This is a genomic window from Ruegeria sp. ABF4_144, assembly GCF_056160045.1.
The window spans coordinates 19,001-34,277 of the sequence record NZ_JBSWWK010000001.1; the positions used below are offsets into that span (position 1 = coordinate 19,001).

The 15,277-nt window shown below is 53.9% G+C and carries 17 protein-coding genes; 11 read left to right on the top strand and 6 right to left on the bottom strand.

Features of this window, described 5'->3' with window-relative positions; translation table 11 throughout:
• Positions 1 to 184: 184 nt before the first annotated feature.
• Together ACXAGD_RS00100 and ACXAGD_RS00105 are read right to left on the bottom strand one after the other, a co-directional pair.
• Entirely contained in the window at positions 185 to 706 is a 522-nt protein-coding gene (locus ACXAGD_RS00100) for a GNAT family N-acetyltransferase (RefSeq protein WP_475207787.1), read from the bottom strand.
• Positions 707 to 715: 9 nt separating this feature from the next.
• Positions 716 to 973, bottom strand: coding sequence for a YjhX family toxin (locus ACXAGD_RS00105; RefSeq protein WP_475207788.1), 258 nt, complete (start codon positions 971 to 973; stop codon positions 716 to 718).
• 519 nt (positions 974 to 1,492) lie between these two features.
• Here ACXAGD_RS00105 and ACXAGD_RS00110 point away from each other — a divergent pair.
• Genes ACXAGD_RS00110 through ACXAGD_RS00120 form a run of 3 tightly spaced genes read left to right on the top strand, consistent with a single transcriptional unit; the run spans position 1,493 to position 3,028 of the window.
• On the top strand, positions 1,493 to 1,996 hold the full coding sequence (locus tag ACXAGD_RS00110) for an aggregation factor core (RefSeq protein ID WP_475207789.1): 504 nt from the start codon (positions 1,493 to 1,495) through the stop codon (positions 1,994 to 1,996).
• 13 nt (positions 1,997 to 2,009) lie between these two features.
• Positions 2,010 to 2,462 carry a TspO/MBR family protein gene (locus tag ACXAGD_RS00115; protein ID WP_475207791.1) on the top strand — a complete coding sequence of 151 codons (453 nt, stop codon included), beginning with the start codon at positions 2,010 to 2,012 and terminating at the stop codon, positions 2,460 to 2,462.
• Between the two features lie 11 nt (positions 2,463 to 2,473).
• Positions 2,474 to 3,028: a CIA30 family protein gene (locus ACXAGD_RS00120; RefSeq protein WP_475207793.1), complete on the top strand. Its 555-nt coding sequence runs from the start codon at positions 2,474 to 2,476 to the stop codon at positions 3,026 to 3,028.
• Positions 3,029 to 3,131: 103 nt separating this feature from the next.
• On the opposite strand, the gene ACXAGD_RS00125 is transcribed toward ACXAGD_RS00120, so the two are convergent.
• Positions 3,132 to 4,664 carry a phospholipase D family protein gene (locus tag ACXAGD_RS00125; RefSeq protein ID WP_475207794.1) on the bottom strand — a complete coding sequence of 511 codons (1,533 nt, stop codon included), beginning with the start codon at positions 4,662 to 4,664 and terminating at the stop codon, positions 3,132 to 3,134.
• A gap of 335 nt (positions 4,665 to 4,999) precedes the next feature.
• Between ACXAGD_RS00125 and ACXAGD_RS00130 the strand changes: the two genes are divergently transcribed.
• Positions 5,000 to 5,767, top strand: a complete 768-nt coding sequence (locus ACXAGD_RS00130) for a hypothetical protein (RefSeq protein WP_475207795.1) — start codon at positions 5,000 to 5,002, stop codon at positions 5,765 to 5,767.
• A gap of 208 nt (positions 5,768 to 5,975) precedes the next feature.
• Here ACXAGD_RS00130 and ACXAGD_RS00135 read toward each other — a convergent pair whose 3' ends face one another.
• From ACXAGD_RS00135 to ACXAGD_RS00145, 3 genes are read right to left on the bottom strand one after another with little or no spacing between them, the layout of a single operon-like run.
• Positions 5,976 to 6,653, bottom strand: a complete 678-nt coding sequence (locus tag ACXAGD_RS00135; protein ID WP_475207796.1) for a GntR family transcriptional regulator — start codon at positions 6,651 to 6,653, stop codon at positions 5,976 to 5,978.
• Positions 6,650 to 7,681: a Gfo/Idh/MocA family protein gene (locus ACXAGD_RS00140; RefSeq protein ID WP_475207797.1), complete on the bottom strand. Its 1,032-nt coding sequence runs from the start codon at positions 7,679 to 7,681 to the stop codon at positions 6,650 to 6,652. Before ACXAGD_RS00140 ends, ACXAGD_RS00135 begins: the two co-directional genes overlap by 4 nt.
• Entirely contained in the window at positions 7,678 to 8,766 is a 1,089-nt protein-coding gene (locus tag ACXAGD_RS00145; RefSeq protein WP_475207798.1) for an isocitrate/isopropylmalate dehydrogenase family protein, read from the bottom strand. Before ACXAGD_RS00145 ends, ACXAGD_RS00140 begins: the two co-directional genes overlap by 4 nt.
• Before the next feature lie 136 nt (positions 8,767 to 8,902).
• Between ACXAGD_RS00145 and ACXAGD_RS00150 the strand changes: the two genes are divergently transcribed.
• The 7 genes from ACXAGD_RS00150 to otnC are packed head-to-tail and all read left to right on the top strand — an operon-like array spanning position 8,903 to position 15,225.
• A complete protein-coding gene (locus ACXAGD_RS00150; protein ID WP_475207799.1) occupies positions 8,903 to 9,910 on the top strand; it encodes a Bug family tripartite tricarboxylate transporter substrate binding protein in 1,008 nt (335 codons plus the stop codon).
• A gap of 56 nt (positions 9,911 to 9,966) precedes the next feature.
• Complete coding sequence (locus ACXAGD_RS00155; RefSeq protein ID WP_475207800.1) at positions 9,967 to 10,716, top strand: hypothetical protein; 750 nt, start codon at positions 9,967 to 9,969, stop codon at positions 10,714 to 10,716.
• Between the two features lie 4 nt (positions 10,717 to 10,720).
• Positions 10,721 to 12,232: a tripartite tricarboxylate transporter permease gene (locus ACXAGD_RS00160; RefSeq protein ID WP_475207801.1), complete on the top strand. Its 1,512-nt coding sequence runs from the start codon at positions 10,721 to 10,723 to the stop codon at positions 12,230 to 12,232.
• Entirely contained in the window at positions 12,232 to 12,519 is a 288-nt protein-coding gene (locus ACXAGD_RS00165; RefSeq protein WP_475207802.1) for a putative quinol monooxygenase, read from the top strand. Before ACXAGD_RS00160 ends, ACXAGD_RS00165 begins: the two co-directional genes overlap by 1 nt.
• Positions 12,516 to 13,313: an N-acyl homoserine lactonase family protein gene (locus ACXAGD_RS00170; protein WP_475207803.1), complete on the top strand. Its 798-nt coding sequence runs from the start codon at positions 12,516 to 12,518 to the stop codon at positions 13,311 to 13,313. Before ACXAGD_RS00165 ends, ACXAGD_RS00170 begins: the two co-directional genes overlap by 4 nt.
• A complete protein-coding gene (otnK, locus tag ACXAGD_RS00175) occupies positions 13,310 to 14,587 on the top strand; it encodes a 3-oxo-tetronate kinase (protein ID WP_475207804.1) in 1,278 nt (425 codons plus the stop codon). The genes ACXAGD_RS00170 and otnK overlap by 4 nt, the downstream gene beginning before the upstream one ends.
• Positions 14,584 to 15,225 (top strand): 3-oxo-tetronate 4-phosphate decarboxylase, encoded by a 642-nt coding sequence (otnC, locus tag ACXAGD_RS00180; RefSeq protein ID WP_475207805.1) that lies wholly within the window; start codon positions 14,584 to 14,586, stop codon positions 15,223 to 15,225. The genes otnK and otnC overlap by 4 nt, the downstream gene beginning before the upstream one ends.
• Positions 15,226 to 15,277 lie beyond the last annotated feature (52 nt).

Genomic DNA, 15,277 nt, shown 5'->3' on the forward strand with positions numbered 1-15,277 from the left:
GATCGCGGACTAAAGCCAGTGGTGTTGCCAAAAGCTGCAACTAGGGCGTCGGCATTCAGAAAGACTTAAGGACGTGTTGCCTATCTTGAGCTTCGTTGACTCATACCACGCGAAACGAGCCCGCCCTTCAACTGCCGATGTTGAAGGGCGGGCTTCGGTCTTCGGCGACGGTCCCGGAAGGGCTTCACCCGTGTTGGGAAGTGTCCCACCAATGAGATTGCATGAACTGTGGGATCGCCCTTGTCTTGCCACTCAGTTGCTGTACGGAGCCTTCTGTCAACTCAAGCGCCATCCACGCCTCTGGTGCCGTCATCAGATTCGGGTATGGCGTCTGCTTGTCCGTTGGGACAAACCCGTATCTGGGGTAAAACGTCGGGACGCCCAACACGAACACCGCATCCGTCCTAACGGAACTGAGATGTTCAATGCTCGCCTCCATGATCTCTTTCCCAACGCCATGGCCTTGATACGCTGGTAGCACCCCGCAAGGCGCCAGCAGGTAACAGTTCGCATCTGGGTGATCTATGAAGTTAAACGGAGTAAACAGCACGTTGCCTACGATCTTCCCGTCGCGTTCGGAACTGATAGAAATTGTTTCCGGGTGGCCGAGGAAATCTTTGGCAAGCCGAGCGATGTCCTCTCCTTCTTCATTTCCAAAGGCCAGCCGGTGGACTTCAATAATGGCGTCGGTGTCTGCTTGGGTCATGGTTCTTTCCTATCTTTGGTTCATTTGGGCGCGCACGGATTTGATCCCCAACGCGGAGGCGCGATAGGGGTTGCCGTTTTTTGAGTGGATAAAGCGCTTTTTCAGCAAGCGTTGGAAAACACTCAGGGTGCAGTCGGACAGCACATAGCCGTCACGCGTATAACAAGTGACGTCATGGACTTTTCCGTTTTCCAAGCGCTCAAAGTGGATCGCCCCACCAAGGGCGAGTTCGTGCAAAACACGTTGCTCGTGCTTTGAGATATTCATTGGGATGTCTCGATTTTACGAAAGCACAACAAAAAGGACACTCAGCATCGCGCGTGAGTGTGCCCATCAATGTTGGTGTTCCTGAATTTGGTTCGCCAGGAACGGGCGTTAGGCCCGGGTCTCTTTCATAAAATCTCCGTTGTGTGAGGCGCTCCGCCTCATACGCTTGGCGCTCATAGGCCTTCAGGCGAGACAGGTCAATATCTCTAAAAATCTGAATGCCTCGTTTTGAGTGGTGGTAAGCATCACTTGCCGTACGCGACAGCACCCAATCGATACCATGTTAGAAGTTGTCTGTTGTTCACGGGTTATTTTATTCGATTGATGCGGAGAGGATAAACTTCGGCAAGAAGATCGGTGAACTAACCCCTCGTAGTTGCCCATAAACTGAATCCCTCTGATAGGGATGGAGTATCTTAAGTACCTGTCTGCTGAACCACGTTGGTCAAAAAGCACAAGTCTGATCCAAGAAACCCGCCGAAGCGTATATATCCCGTACCGCTTAACAAGGAGAAAAATATGCTCCCGACCAGCATTCTTGCGGCGACCATCGGATTGTTCGCAGCCACCTCGCTTCAAGCCGGAGTTCAGATTCGATTCATAGAAGGCGCGCCCAAGGACAGTTTTGTACTGACCAATGTCGGAACGTGCGAAGTTGAAGCCTCGACCCTCAAAATTGATTTGTCGCAATCTGCCGGACGTTTGATTTTCGACGTTACCGAAAAAGGTGCGGGCGTGGAGGTATTCCAACCTCTCGAATTCGTTGAGGGTGTTGATGCATTGCGTCAACTTCCTTCGGTCGTGGACGGGCAAAATACAATTGAACTTGAGATCGCCTCCCTCGCAGCCGGGGGCAAACTAGCCTTTACCATTGATGTTGATGACACTATCGGGCAGCGCGAAATCACCGTCACTGGGTCGGAGATCGAAGGCGCCACGGTATCATATACCGACGCGAATGAGGCCACTACCGCGACCTTCTCTTCTGAAGCGCTTGTGAACTTGAAGACCAAGGACTGCTGAAAGCTTTACCACAATGTCGACTTGGCTGATCCGCGTAGCATTTCTTGCGCTCACGTTGGGGGGCGGCATCCTGATCGGTACGCTGACCGCACCCGGCGATTGGTACGCGCAGCTTTCTAAACCAGCTTTCAACCCACCAAACTGGATTTTTGGCCCGGTTTGGACGGTGCTTTATGTGTTGATCGCCGTGACGGGGTGGCGCCAGTTCGAAGCAGATCGAAACTCGGATGTCATGAAGCTGTGGTGGGCACAGATGGGGCTGAACTTTTTGTGGTCCCCCACCTTTTTCGTTCTGCAACTGCCGTGGTTTGCATTGGTGGTCATTGTCGCGTTGCTGATTGTCATCGTCGTGTTCATCGCTAGGGCCAGGAACTCGGATCGGGTCTCCTCACTGGCTTTCCTGCCGTACCTTGCTTGGGTCGCATTTGCCACGGCTCTGAACCTTTCCATTGCAATACTGAACTGAGAAGGAACAATATGCGCGCCAACCTTGTTGGGCTTGTTTCAGGTCTTGTTATCATCGGATCTTCCATGGCACGGGCTGATGAAAATCTTCCTGAGGACTTCTCCAAGTCTCCGGAAACGCGTTGGGACTACGTTGCGGACACTGTCATGGGAGGGGTCTCATCAGGGCAGGTGCAGTTTCGTTCGGATGGTGATGTTGCATTCGCGCGGTTGACCGGATCCGTCAGTACAGAAAACAACGGAGGATTCATCCAGTTCCGACGCAAGTTGCCTGATCGGCCAGATGCGAGTGTATCCGGCGTCAGGCTATTGGTGCGGGGGAATGGCGAGCAATATTTCGTTCACCTCAGGACACGTGGCACGGTACTTCCGTGGCAATATTATCAGGCTGAGTTCGCAACTACTGATGAATGGACCGAAGTCTCTTTACCTCTGTCTGGCTTTAAGGCTTCGGGTGCCATGTTGCGCGCTATTCCTGTTGCCGACGAAATCACCTCAGTTGGAGTTGTTGCCTATGGGCGCGATCATGAGGCCCGCGTAGATGTCAGCGAGATTGGATTCTACTGAAGGTCGCCTAAGCGATGGTCCAAAATACGTCAGGGGGTCTACTTTTTGGTGTGGCCGCATCCCCAAGAAGAGCGACAAGCCTTCAGATTATTTCTCAATAAACCTAAAGCTGTGACCCAATTGGTATAATGCTTAGAAAACCGGCAACTATGTGGTCCCAAGCCGATCCTGTCGGTTCGGATAGGTACTCAAGTACGTCGCCACTATCGTCTCTTGTCGTCCATTTAAGCTGACCAGCTTTCTCGAGCGTCACGTTGTATGTGTATGCAGGCAGCGCGTCGTCCAAGGCGCCCATAGTCTGTGCAGTCAGTGCTGGCGAGTCTATCAGAATTCCCATCTCAGTGTTGATGTTGACAGACCGCGGGTCCCAGTTGAACGAGCCTACGAACAAATAACGGTCATCAACTGCAAATGCCTTGGAGTGCAGGCCTGACCTGGACTGAGCCCAGTTAATACCGCGGCGTTGGACCTGATAGGCGTCGGGTCGCAGCTCATAGAGTTCTACTCCACCGCGCAGAAGTGCTCGACGTTTCTTGGCGTAGTGTGCGTAAACGGGTGCGACGTCGTTAGATGCAAGTGAATTGGTTACGACCTTAACGTCGACCCCACGGTTCTCTAGTTCGATCAACCATTTCACACCGTTGTTGCGCGGCACGAAATAGGCGGACACGATGTTCACCTCACTGCTGGCATTCTCAAAATACGGAAGCAGTTGAGATGCCAATATGGGATCTGAGTTTTCAAGCCCCGCAGCTTTTGAAGGCGGATCAGCGTAAAGTTTCGCAGGCAGCCAATCCAGTGACAGAGCCCCATCTGCGAAGTTCTCTTGTGCTGACCTTCTGAGGGCCGAGCCGTACTGGGTTTGCTTCGCTTCCTCGACAAGTTCATTCAGCCTGCTTCGCGCCTCGCTAAGGTCAAATTCCTGAGGTTCCCCAACGACCACACGCGCCGGAACGGCGAACTCGCTGTTCCAGTAAGAGTCAAAGCTACCAGACACCTCGCGGACAACGGGGCCTGCGGCAAGCACATCCAGATCAGCGTAGTTCATTTCTTCCCGCGCAAGAAAGTACTCGGCACCGATGTTTCTCCCACCTACAATCGTGAACACGTTGTCTGCCGTCATGGACTTGTTGTGCATTCTGCGATTGACGCGTTTGAAATCTGTCAGACCCGCGATCAGAAGGCTCTGATCTCGCCAAAATGGATTGAATAGCCTGATCTCAATGTTTTTGTGATTGTCTAACGCGGCTGTCATCGCGTCATAACTGGACGTATCCATGTCATCCAGCAACAATCGGACACGAACACCCCGATCTGCTGCTTGCAAAAGACTGGCTGCAAAAAGGTGGCCCGTTGGGTCGTCGTGCAGAAGGTAGTATTGCGCGTCTATCGTTCGCTCGGCCGCCGACGCCAACAACAGCCGTGAGACAAGCGCTTCTTCGCCATCACTGATCAGTTTGACGCCCGACCGACCGTCTTTGGGGTCGCCAAGGCGATTGGCTGCCTGACCCAGAGCTGTGCTGGAGTTTGCCGGTAGCGCAGCGGATACAGTCTTTTCATACGTGCGGGTTTTGGGGGAGCAAGCAACAAGAAACAACGCGCAACAAACACAGACCACGAACTTCCATTGCGCCATTGGCTTCCTCCAACCCTATGCCCTAGGTGACTACGCCCGAGCACGCGATTGCAAGTTTGTTCTATGAAGCTTGAGGTTGTTTCGTTTGCTAGTGTTGATTTCGCAAATCCTGCAAACACCCTGTTGTTGGTTCGCGATTTCGACACACCCCAGTTCAAACGTACTTTCGCAGAACCCAGATGCGTCGAACCACACCGTTCGTAACCAGTTTCCGTGTTCTAAGTCTCTGATCAGGTAAAGTGATGCTCTCTGGTTTTGAAAGCTTAGGAGCTCTTTGCATTGACGTGTTACGATTCCGCCCCACAGTTTTGATGCAGATTTTAGGAGCATCCTGAGTGTTTGCGAGGACCATAACCTTACTGATCTGCGCCGTATCTACTCCGGCTACAGCGTTAGAGCTCCGTGAAACCGGGCGCTATGAACTCAATCAACCCGCAAGTCTTGACTACGATCCAACGTTTTGTGGGTTGTGGATCGCAAACGAGGGGCCTGAGGCAATTCTTGTTACATTACAAGGTGATGAGCTGCGCCGCATATCCAGCGATCTCTTCCGGATCAAAGCAATTGCTGTCGAAGGGGATCACTTGTTGTTGGGCGATGGTCTCGGCAGTCTTCAACGTGTCACCAAGGACGGATCAAGCCTTGGGGCGCCTTTTGAACTGGAAGGTGGGTTCGCGGATACGGAAGGGATTGCGATCAACGCCAAAGGACAGATCGTGACCGTAGAGGATGATCCCGAACGGTTGTCGTGGTTCACTTCAGAGGGCGCTTTGACGGCGAGGTTGGATACAATGAAGCTCTCTCCTCCCTTGAGTGAGGCGCAAGGTATCGCGATTGATCCGCGTACCGGCCACATGCTGATCGTCGATGACTGGGAAGGGTCAAACAGCCTTTATGAGTTCACGGCAAATGGCCAACTACTCGCCCAGCAAAGCTTGTTGGAGTTCGGAACCGACCCGGAGGGCATCGCCATTAGGCCGGGATCCAACCAACTGTTCGTGGCATTCGACGGTGGCGCGAAGATTGTGACATTTGACTACACGCCTACCTTGCCCGAAGGGGCACCGCCGCTTCCTCCGGGCGCGGATTGCATGATGTTCTGAGAATTTGGCTGTTTGCTTGAACTGACGCAGGTTTTGCTTAGCCTCGCTCCTTGTCCAAGGATTCGCTTATGAGCTCTATACTCGGCAGCGTATTGTGAAGCGCTTCAGGCACGGGTCCGATAGAAACATTTTTCGACAATTACTTCGGATGCCCTGGAGGTCGAAACCAAGCCGTTAATTTAAGAGATGAAGACCGGGCACGAGAAGATCAGAGGCTGTTAAGTCGATGCTTTTCGAGGATCCCGCAAAGCATAGCCTTGGCTTGCAGCCTGTGTTCTCGATGACGTTCACGGGCGACATCCGGCCGACCTTCACTAATAGCTTGGAAAACGACTCGGTGATCTTCATTTGATTTGACGGGCAGGGGCCTGATGAACAACGTCGTTGCGCGCGCGCGGCGCACCTGGTCGCTCATCATGGAAACAATCGCTTCGACCCGTTTGTTGCCGCCCAACCGAACGAGCTCCTGATGAAACAACTCGTCGGCCTCGGCCCAGGCTTCAAGGTCTTCGGCTTCGATGGCTTGGTCCATCTTTGCAATTGATCCGGCAAGTACTGCCAGTTCATGTTCTGAATAATCCGCTTCGGCAGCGCGCTGTGCTGCGAGACTCTCGAGTTCCGTCAGGATGTCGTAGATTTCGCGCATATCGTCTGATGAAACAGGCAGTATCCGCACGCCTTTGCGGGGCCGCATTTCCAGTAACCCCTTACTTTCCAACATCAGCGCGGCTTCCCGTATCGGAGTGCGAGACATACCAAGGGTCTCGGCGAGTTCCGATTCCAGATGGTCAGTGCCAGCTGCAAGTTCGCCGGACAGGATCATCCGTCGCAAGTCCCTTACGGCGCGTTGTGTATTGGAAAGAGTTTTAGTGTCCTGATCTTTCACGATGTCTCCAGGTTGATCTTTCGTCCCTCCGCAGCCGAAAGATAGATCTTCTCTTCGATTCGGATCACGTCCAGGTACTCCCGGGCCGTGTTTTCCAGTGGTGTGCCCCGTAGAAGGCCTGAAACAACGTGACTTTGCAAGGCGTGGACGCAGTCCCCTCCAAATCCATCATGACTGCTCGGAGGAAGAATCTGCTGTCGCTCCTGTTCTCCAAATGCACGGAGTTCTACTGAACCGTCGCCGTTAAGAACAAGTGAGCCGTCGGTGCCTTCGATAAGCGCCTCGCCCATGGTTTGACGCAAGTTTTCGGCACTGTGGTCAAGGCATCTGTTGCCATCGAACAGAGCTTTCAAACCGTTGGGGTGGTCAAACAAGATGTAACCTGCGTCCTCGCCCGCGATAACAGGGTTAACTTGGCGCAAGTCCGCATAAACCGCGCTGGGCGCATCGAATAGAAACCGGAATGTGTCTACCCAGTGAACCGCTGTTTCATGAACCAGAAAACGCGGCATTTCCTGAAAGTACGGCTGCCGGTCAAGGTAGGCTCGTGGTCCCTGTCCGTCGCCGGGCCGAAGCCGGAAAGTCGCTTGGAGAGGTGTTCCAATTCGACCCTCTGTCATCGCCTCTTTGATTGCGCGATACCAGGGTTGAAAGCGGAAATTTTCGTGCACGACAATAGTTGCACCTACCGCTTCAGCCTCTGAAACGATCTTCTCCGCTTCATTCAGAGACATGCAGAAAGGTTTTTGGCAGATCAGCCATTTTATGCCCGAATGCAGCGCAGTTCGAATAGCGTCGGCTTGCGCCACAGGTGGAAGGATGATGTCCACGAGATCTGGATTTTCCGCCCCCAGCATTTTTGACAGATCATCGTAAGCGGCCAGTCCTGTTTCTTTCGCCTTGCTGATATCACGGTTGCAGGATGCAACCGGAACCGCTCCGGGCATTCGGGACCAGCTTTCGTAGTGGAACTTGCTGAAATACCCCGCACCCACACACGCGACTCTGATGGCTGGTTGGGTATTCATGCCCGCAATGCTTCCAATACCGATGAGGCTGCGTCCTGCGTTCCGGCGGTGCCACCCAAGTCTCGCGTCAGGTTCCGACCGTTCGCAGTCACCTTTTCCACGGTTTCGCGCAATCGTACGCCGTCGCTGGACAGGTCTGGATGATCATGGGTCAACCCTAACCATTCCAGCATCATTGCCGCGGACAGGATCATCGCAAAGGGGTTGGCAATGCCTTGCCCGGCAATGTCCGGAGCCGAGCCGTGGCAAGGTTGGAACACAGCGTGATTCAACCCGATATCCGCTGAAGGAGCCAGTCCAAGACCACCCATCAGACCCGCACCAAGGTCGGAGAGGATGTCTCCGAACATGTTCTCAGTGACCAAGACATCAAATTCCCAAGGCTTCTGGACCATCCAGAGGGCAGTAGCATCGACATAGGCATGGTCTGCCTGCAAATCCGGATGGTTGGCCGCCTCAGCGTCAAACATCGATCTGAAGAACGCAAATGCGCGGAATACATTGGCTTTGTCGACACACGTAACCCGTCCTGGCCCGCGTCCTGATGCTTTCCGGTTTTTGGCCAGGTCAAACGCAAACCGGAATAGTTTTTCGGATACATCACGGGTGATCAGAAGAGTTTCGCGCGCCTCATCTTCTAAGACTTCGCCCGTTCCTTGCGTGAAGAATAACCCTTCGGTGCTTTCACGGATCAACACAAAGTCGATCTCTTTTCCGTTGGGGAGCGACAAAGGCGTCGCTTGCCCATTGCTTACCTTTACTGGGCGCACACCAGCAAAAAGTCCCAGCTGCTTTCGCAGATCGATCTGCGGTGAAATCTCAGTTCCGTCAGGGTAGCGAACATCGGGCAAACCCATTGCAGACAGCAGAATCGCGTCAGCGTTGCGTGCGGTTTCGAGTGACCCAGCCGGAAACGATTCTCCAGTTTTGGCATAGTGGCCTGCGCCTGCCGGCGCGTCTGTAAACGCCAGCTCGTAGCTGTGATTGCTGCCAGAGAGCTGGCGCAGAATTTCAAGCGTAGGGGCCATAATTTCCGGGCCGATCCCGTCCCCGTGGAACACTGCAACATCGTAAGTCTTTTTCATTTTGGCCCGCTTCCTTCCCGTTTCGCATTCATAGCGCGATAGCAGCTTCCACTACAGTCCGTTGACAATGCATTCTGTAATGTATACGCAAATAAATGCAACAATAAACGCGAAGTTGTTTTGGGAGGACTTGGAAATGAAAATAAAGCTAGGGCGGTTGGCGGCCGCAGCCGTGATGGCGACCGGGATTGCAGGGGCAGCTGCTGCGCAGGATTACCCCTATCGTGACATCACCACAGCTGTGGTCTGGGGGGCCGGTGGCGGTACGGACACGATCAACCGGATGATCATGGCCGAGATGGAAAAGCACCTTCCGGTTTCGATAAATGTAATCAACCAAACAGGTGGGATCGCGGGCTCCAACGGCATGGTCTACGTCATGAACCAACCAGACGATGGCTATACACTGGTTGGTTTGTCAGAGTCGAACGTCACCGCTGCTGTTCAGGGTGGTTGGGATAAGAAATTCGATTTTTGGTATCCGTTTATTGTTGGCGGATCGCCTGATCTGATCTCGGTTCCAGCGGACAGTCCTTACAATACTCTGGAAGAGCTGGTCGACGCCGCAAAAGCTGCTCCTGGCACTATTCCAGCTGCGGCTTCCGGCGCGGGTTCGATCCACCACTTGAACCTTCTGGCCATCGAAAAAGGATCCGGTTCAGAATTCAAATTTGTTCCATACAAAGGCTCTGCGCCAGGTCAGGAAGCAGCAATAGCGGGTGAGGTCGCGTTGGTTGTGACTTCCCTTGCTGAGCAGGCACCCTTGATCAAGGGTGGCCAACTGAAACCGCTCGCTATGCTCACCCCCGAAGATGCGCAGATCGCAGGGACAACGGTGCCATCTGCCTTTGGTATCTATGACGGTCTTGATCAGTATCTGCCGCTCAAACAAGCAATCGGATTTGCTGTTCACAGCTCGGCTGGGGATGAGGTTAAGGCCGCCCTTGGCGATGCATTCGAACAAGCGATTGCGTCCGACACCGTTGCGGAATGGGCCGCGGCAAACAACTACGATGTCGGTGGTCAACACGGCGAAGAAGCTCAAGAGTTGTTTGCGAACCTTGAGGCCACGTTCGCCTATACCCTGCAGGATCTGGGTGCTGCCACAGTCGATCCTGCTTCGCTGGGTATTGAAAAGCCCTGATCCGATCAATTTTGAAAGGGCGCGTTTGATCGTGCCCTTTCCACAGGAGGCAGGCAATGGATAAACCTGACGAAACACTGATCATGCGCGCGCGCGATTTCTGGGCCTCGATTGTTCTTATCGCAGTGTCCGTCTTTTTCCTTTGGAAGACCTCGGACATCCCTCTTTGGGGCGAAAACCGCGCAGGAGTAAGTGGATCGGATTGGTACAACTCGGCTGCAATTGTACCGTTGTTCATCTTCGGTGGATTACTCGTCTTATCCTTCATTTTGCTGTCCATTTCGATACGCTCAGGTGGCGCCCAAAACGCGCTTGGCGCCTTGGGTATCGGATGGGACAAGTCGGAAGCCTATCGAGCTTCAACAATCGGCCTGATTCTTCTTGCATATGTCGTCGGTCTGGTTCCCAGAGTGGATTTCATTCTGTGTTCTGGGTTGCTGATTACAGCTTTGACTTACGGCTACTACGGGGGGCATGCGCGACGTGCTTTGGTGGCCTGTGTCGCAGTTGTTTCTGCCGGGCTATTTGCGTTTGCTGTATTTCCCGCGCAGGCGGAGTGGAATGCACACGGTGATGATTGGTTTACACTGGCCCTATGGGTCGCTCTAACCCTTTTGGTGCTGACCAAAGCGGATTCCGAACGCGTTTTGCGGTTCGTTCCATTGGTCGCAATACTTGCCCCGTTCATCCTTGTTTGTGCGATGGCTTTTGTCTTTCGCCAAAATGTCCCTGCGCGCGGGGGGCTGATCTTCAAACAAATCGAATACCATTACTACGTGACGCTTCGTCCGTTATGGAAAGACTGACCGGATGGACTTTATTCTTTCGCAACTGGCTGGATTTGGGACTGCCTTTGTAGGCCTGGCAGTGGATCCGCTGACCTATCTGTATTTGATCGTTTCCGTTTTCCTGGGCATCACTTTTGGAGCGTTGCCTGGCCTAACGGCGACGCTGGCCGTGACGATTCTGACTGGCTTCTTCGGCAACAAAATCCCTTTGGACTATTCGCTCATCGCCTTGCTCGGGGCCTATGTAGGCGCGATTTACGGTGGTTCTTACCCGTCAATACTTCTGAATATTCCGGGTACAGCGGCCAGCGCCGCGACGGCCATGGATGGCTACCCCTTGGCAAAAGCAGGTCGAGGGGGCGAAGCATTGGGGCTTACTACAACGGCAAGCTTTATCGGTACAGTTATTGGCACGCTTACGCTTTTGATTTTCGTCTGGGCGCTGCTTTTGGTTTCAAAGAACATCGCAAGCCCGGAGAAAGCCCTGCTGGCCCTGTTCGGCATTCTGCTCTCGGGCACATTGATGAGCGAAGATCTGGTGATTAAGGGATGGATCGCCGGTCTGATCGGGCTTGCGATGTCCATGGTGGGACTCGACCCTTTGTTGTCCGAGCCGCGATACACCTTCGGATGGTCTTACCTGATGAGCGGGTTTCAGGTTGTTCCGGTCTTGATGGGAGCCTTTGCCATTCCGCAAATCATCGATGGCCTGCGGCACGTTGAGGCCGGGAAAGTTCTGGCCCTGAAAGGTCGTATCCTTCCGAATCTACGCTCTATCCGACGCTACCTACCCACCATTGGCCGGTCAGGAGTGATTGGGACCGGGGTAGGAGCACTTCCCGGCGTCGGCGAAGATGTCGCCGGTTGGGTCAGCTACGGTGTCGGCAAGACTGTATCTGCCGAGGGCGACAAGTTTGGAAAAGGGTCATTGGAAGGTCTGCTGTGCTCTGAAACAGCAAACAACGCCTGCATTGGGGGCGCGTTAATCCCGCTTTTGGTTTTGGGCATTCCCGGTTCACCACCCGCCGCGGCTTTGATGGGGGCTTTCAAGATCAACAACGTGATCCCAGGCCCGACGATAGACCCCGAGATTATTCTGCGTGTGGTTGCAATCTTGGTGCTGGCCTCCCTGACAATGTTCTTGATGGGGCTTTTCACCGCTCGGGTCTTTATCAAAATACTCGCCATCCCGCAGACCATCTTCTTGCCCGTTGTTATGGTTCTGACAACAATTGGGTCTTTCAGTGTTGGTGGTGGCATCAATGATCTCTACCTGATGCTCGGAGTAGGCGCCGTTGCCTATTTTATGAACTTGATGAAATACCCAATCGCGCCGTTGGTGATAGGCGTTATTCTGGGCAGCCTGTTTGACGAAACCTTCCGCAGGTCGCTGTTCTTATCGGATGGGGATCTTTCGGTCTTCTTTTCACGACCCGGCGCGGCCATTCTGCTGGTGCTCAACATTGGTCTGATCCTGAGCCAACTGCCGGTTGCGAAGCGCGCTTTCTCACGTCTGAAAGGACTTTCTGTCTGATGTTTGCAGTCACTGTCACCTTCACTCTCAAGCCCGGTACGAGAGACACCTTCTTGCCGCTAATGGTCGAAAACGCTTCAACCTCTTTGCGGGATGAGCCCGGTTGCCGGCAATTCGACGTCTGCCTCGGTGACGATCCCGCAACGGTGTTCCTTTACGAGATTTATGATGACGGCGCGGCGTTTGCTGCCCACCTTGAAAGCGCGCATTTCCAGTCCTTCGATACGGCTGTGGCTGATATGATCGCCACCAAGACAGTTCACCAATACTCCGAGGTCATACGATGAACGATTGGGAAATCCATGCTGTCAAATACGCGGATCGCAATGCCCGCACTCGACGCGATAGCTTCATCTTGGATGACAATCACGACGCGCCGCATGCAATGGACTATTTTGTTTGGGTGCTCAAACGCGGCGACAAAGTCATTCTTGTCGATACCGGCTACGACTCCGATGAGGCAGCTGCCCGTGGTCGTCCCATTGAGATGGACCCGCGCGAGGCTCTGCGCCCCTTGGAAATCACGCCGGAAGCGGTAACAGACATCATCGTGACCCATCTTCACTATGACCATGCGGGGGGGCTGCATATGTTCCCAAACGCGAAGTTGCATATGCAATCGGCGGAAATGGCCTTCGCCACCGGCCCCTGTATGTGCCACGACCATCTGCGTGCGCCTTTCACGGCGGGCCATATTTGCGAGGTCGTAAAGCGCCTCTATTCAGGCAAGGTCGTGTTCTACGACGGAGAAGCCGAGATAGCAGATGGGGTTACCGTGCACTGTATCGGTGGGCATTCTCGTGGGTTGCAATGCGTTCGAGCAAGGACGGCAGCCGGGTGGATGGTGCTCGCCTCTGATGCATCGCATTACTATGAGAATTTCATGGCGCGCAAAGCCTTTCCCATCGTCGTCGACCTGCAAGACATGATGGATGGATTTAAGACGTTAGAGAGGTTGGCCTCGCACCCTAGACTCATTGTGCCTGGCCATGATCCACTTGTGCGTGAGATTTTTCCCGTCGGAGCGGCACCGCATATCCATAGGCTGGATCCCGGGCCAACCAGGGACATCAAACTATGAAGATCGGAGTCATCGCGGACGACTTTACCGGTGCGAGCGATATTGCGAACACCTTGGCAAAGGGCATTGAGCCGGAAGGTGGATTAAGAACCGCGCAGTTTCCAGGTATTCCGGATACCCCAGCCGACGAGGAGATCGAAGCGGGCGTCGTCTCGCTCAAGAGCCGCACTGCAACGGTCGAAGAAGCTGTTGCAGACAGCCTGAGTGCCTTGCGGTGGCTCGCGGACCAAGGATGCGAGCAGTTCATCTTCAAATATTGTTCGACATTCGATTCCACTAAAGAGGGAAACATCGGCCCCGTTGCGGAAGCACTGGCCCAAGAACTGGGCGCACAAAAGGTGGTTTTCTGCCCGGCATTTCCGACAACGGGACGTACTGTCTACTTCGGTCATTTATTTGTGCTCGGTAAGCTGTTGCACGAGTCTGGGATGGAACAACACCCTCTTACTCCGATGACGGATGCCAACATCAGGCGATGGTTGCAGCATCAGACCGAAGAAGCGGTCGGGTTGGTGTCTATTGGCGCCGTGAAGCAAGGATCAGAGGCAATTTCTGCTGCAATGCAGAACGCAGACGAGCGCTTTGTGATTGGAGACGCGATTTCGGATGAAGACTTGTTGGCCTGGGGCGAGGCTCTGAAGGGCGCTAAGCTCATTACAGGGGGATCCGGGATAGCGCTTGGGCTACCACGAAACTTCTTGAAAGAGGCTTCATCCAAAAGTGCTGGCAGTGTGTTCACCGGTATCTCTGGACCTGCCGCGATGCTTGCAGGATCTTGCTCAGGTGCGACCCGTGGGCAGATCGATGTTCATGCGAAATCCCATCCGACCTTCGCCATTGATGTTCCGGGTGTGATGTCCGGGGATGTGACCACGCAAACGCTTCTCGATTTCTTTGAAACCCATTCGGGTCAGGCGCCTCTTGCGTATTCATCGGGAAGCCCGGACGATGTGCGCGCGATCCAAAATCAATTCGGTCAGGAAGCCGTAGCGGAAAAGTTAGACAAGCTCTTTGCAGATACAGCGCAAGAACTTGTCCAAAAGGGTTACAGGCGTTTGGTTGTAGCTGGAGGGGAGACATCCGGCGCTGTCGCCAAGGCCGTCTCCGAAAAAATGGGGTCTCCTGCCATGTCGATAGGGCCAGAGATTGACCCGGGCGTGCCAGTCCTGAGCATTGGAAAAACTGAACCCATCGCGCTGGCTCTAAAGTCTGGAAACTTTGGCGCCCAGGACTTTTTTGCGAAGGCGCTGAAAATGATGGAGACCGGCAAATGAGTTCTGAAGAATTGGTATTACGACAGCAGATGTCAGATCTCTGCGCGTCTTTGTTCGCGCGGGGATTTTCTGTCGGTACGGCGGGCAATGTCTCTGCACGACTACACGACGGGATCCTCATGACGCCAACCAATTCGACTTTGGGTGACATCGACCCTGAGCGCATCGCTAAGATTGATTTGCATGGGAAACACATCTCCGGGGACAAGCCGACAAAGGAAGTCTTTCTGCATCAAGCGTTCTATGAGACGAGGCCTGAAGCAGGGGCGGTGGTGCACCTGCACTCGACCTGGGCCACTGCTCTGTCGTGTCTGGAAGACATCGATCCCGATGACTGTATTCCACCGCTGACGCCGTACGTGGTCATGCGCGTTGGCACGGTCAAACTGCTTCCATACGTTAAGCCCGGCGACCCGAAATCCGGTGACTTAATCCGCGAACTGGGGGGCAAACATAGTGCCGTTCTGTTGGCCAATCACGGTCCCGTCGTCTCGGGAAAAGACCTTTTCGGGGCGGTCTGCGCAGCAGAAGAGTTGGAAGAAACGGCCAAGTTGCTCGTGGCTTTACGGGGTATGCCAGCCCGAATGCTGGATACAGCACAAGTCGCAGAACTCAACGAAACTTTCGGAGGGATTTAGGCGGACACCGAAATGGGGTAAACTTTTGGGCAAATCGTGCAAGAGAAACGGT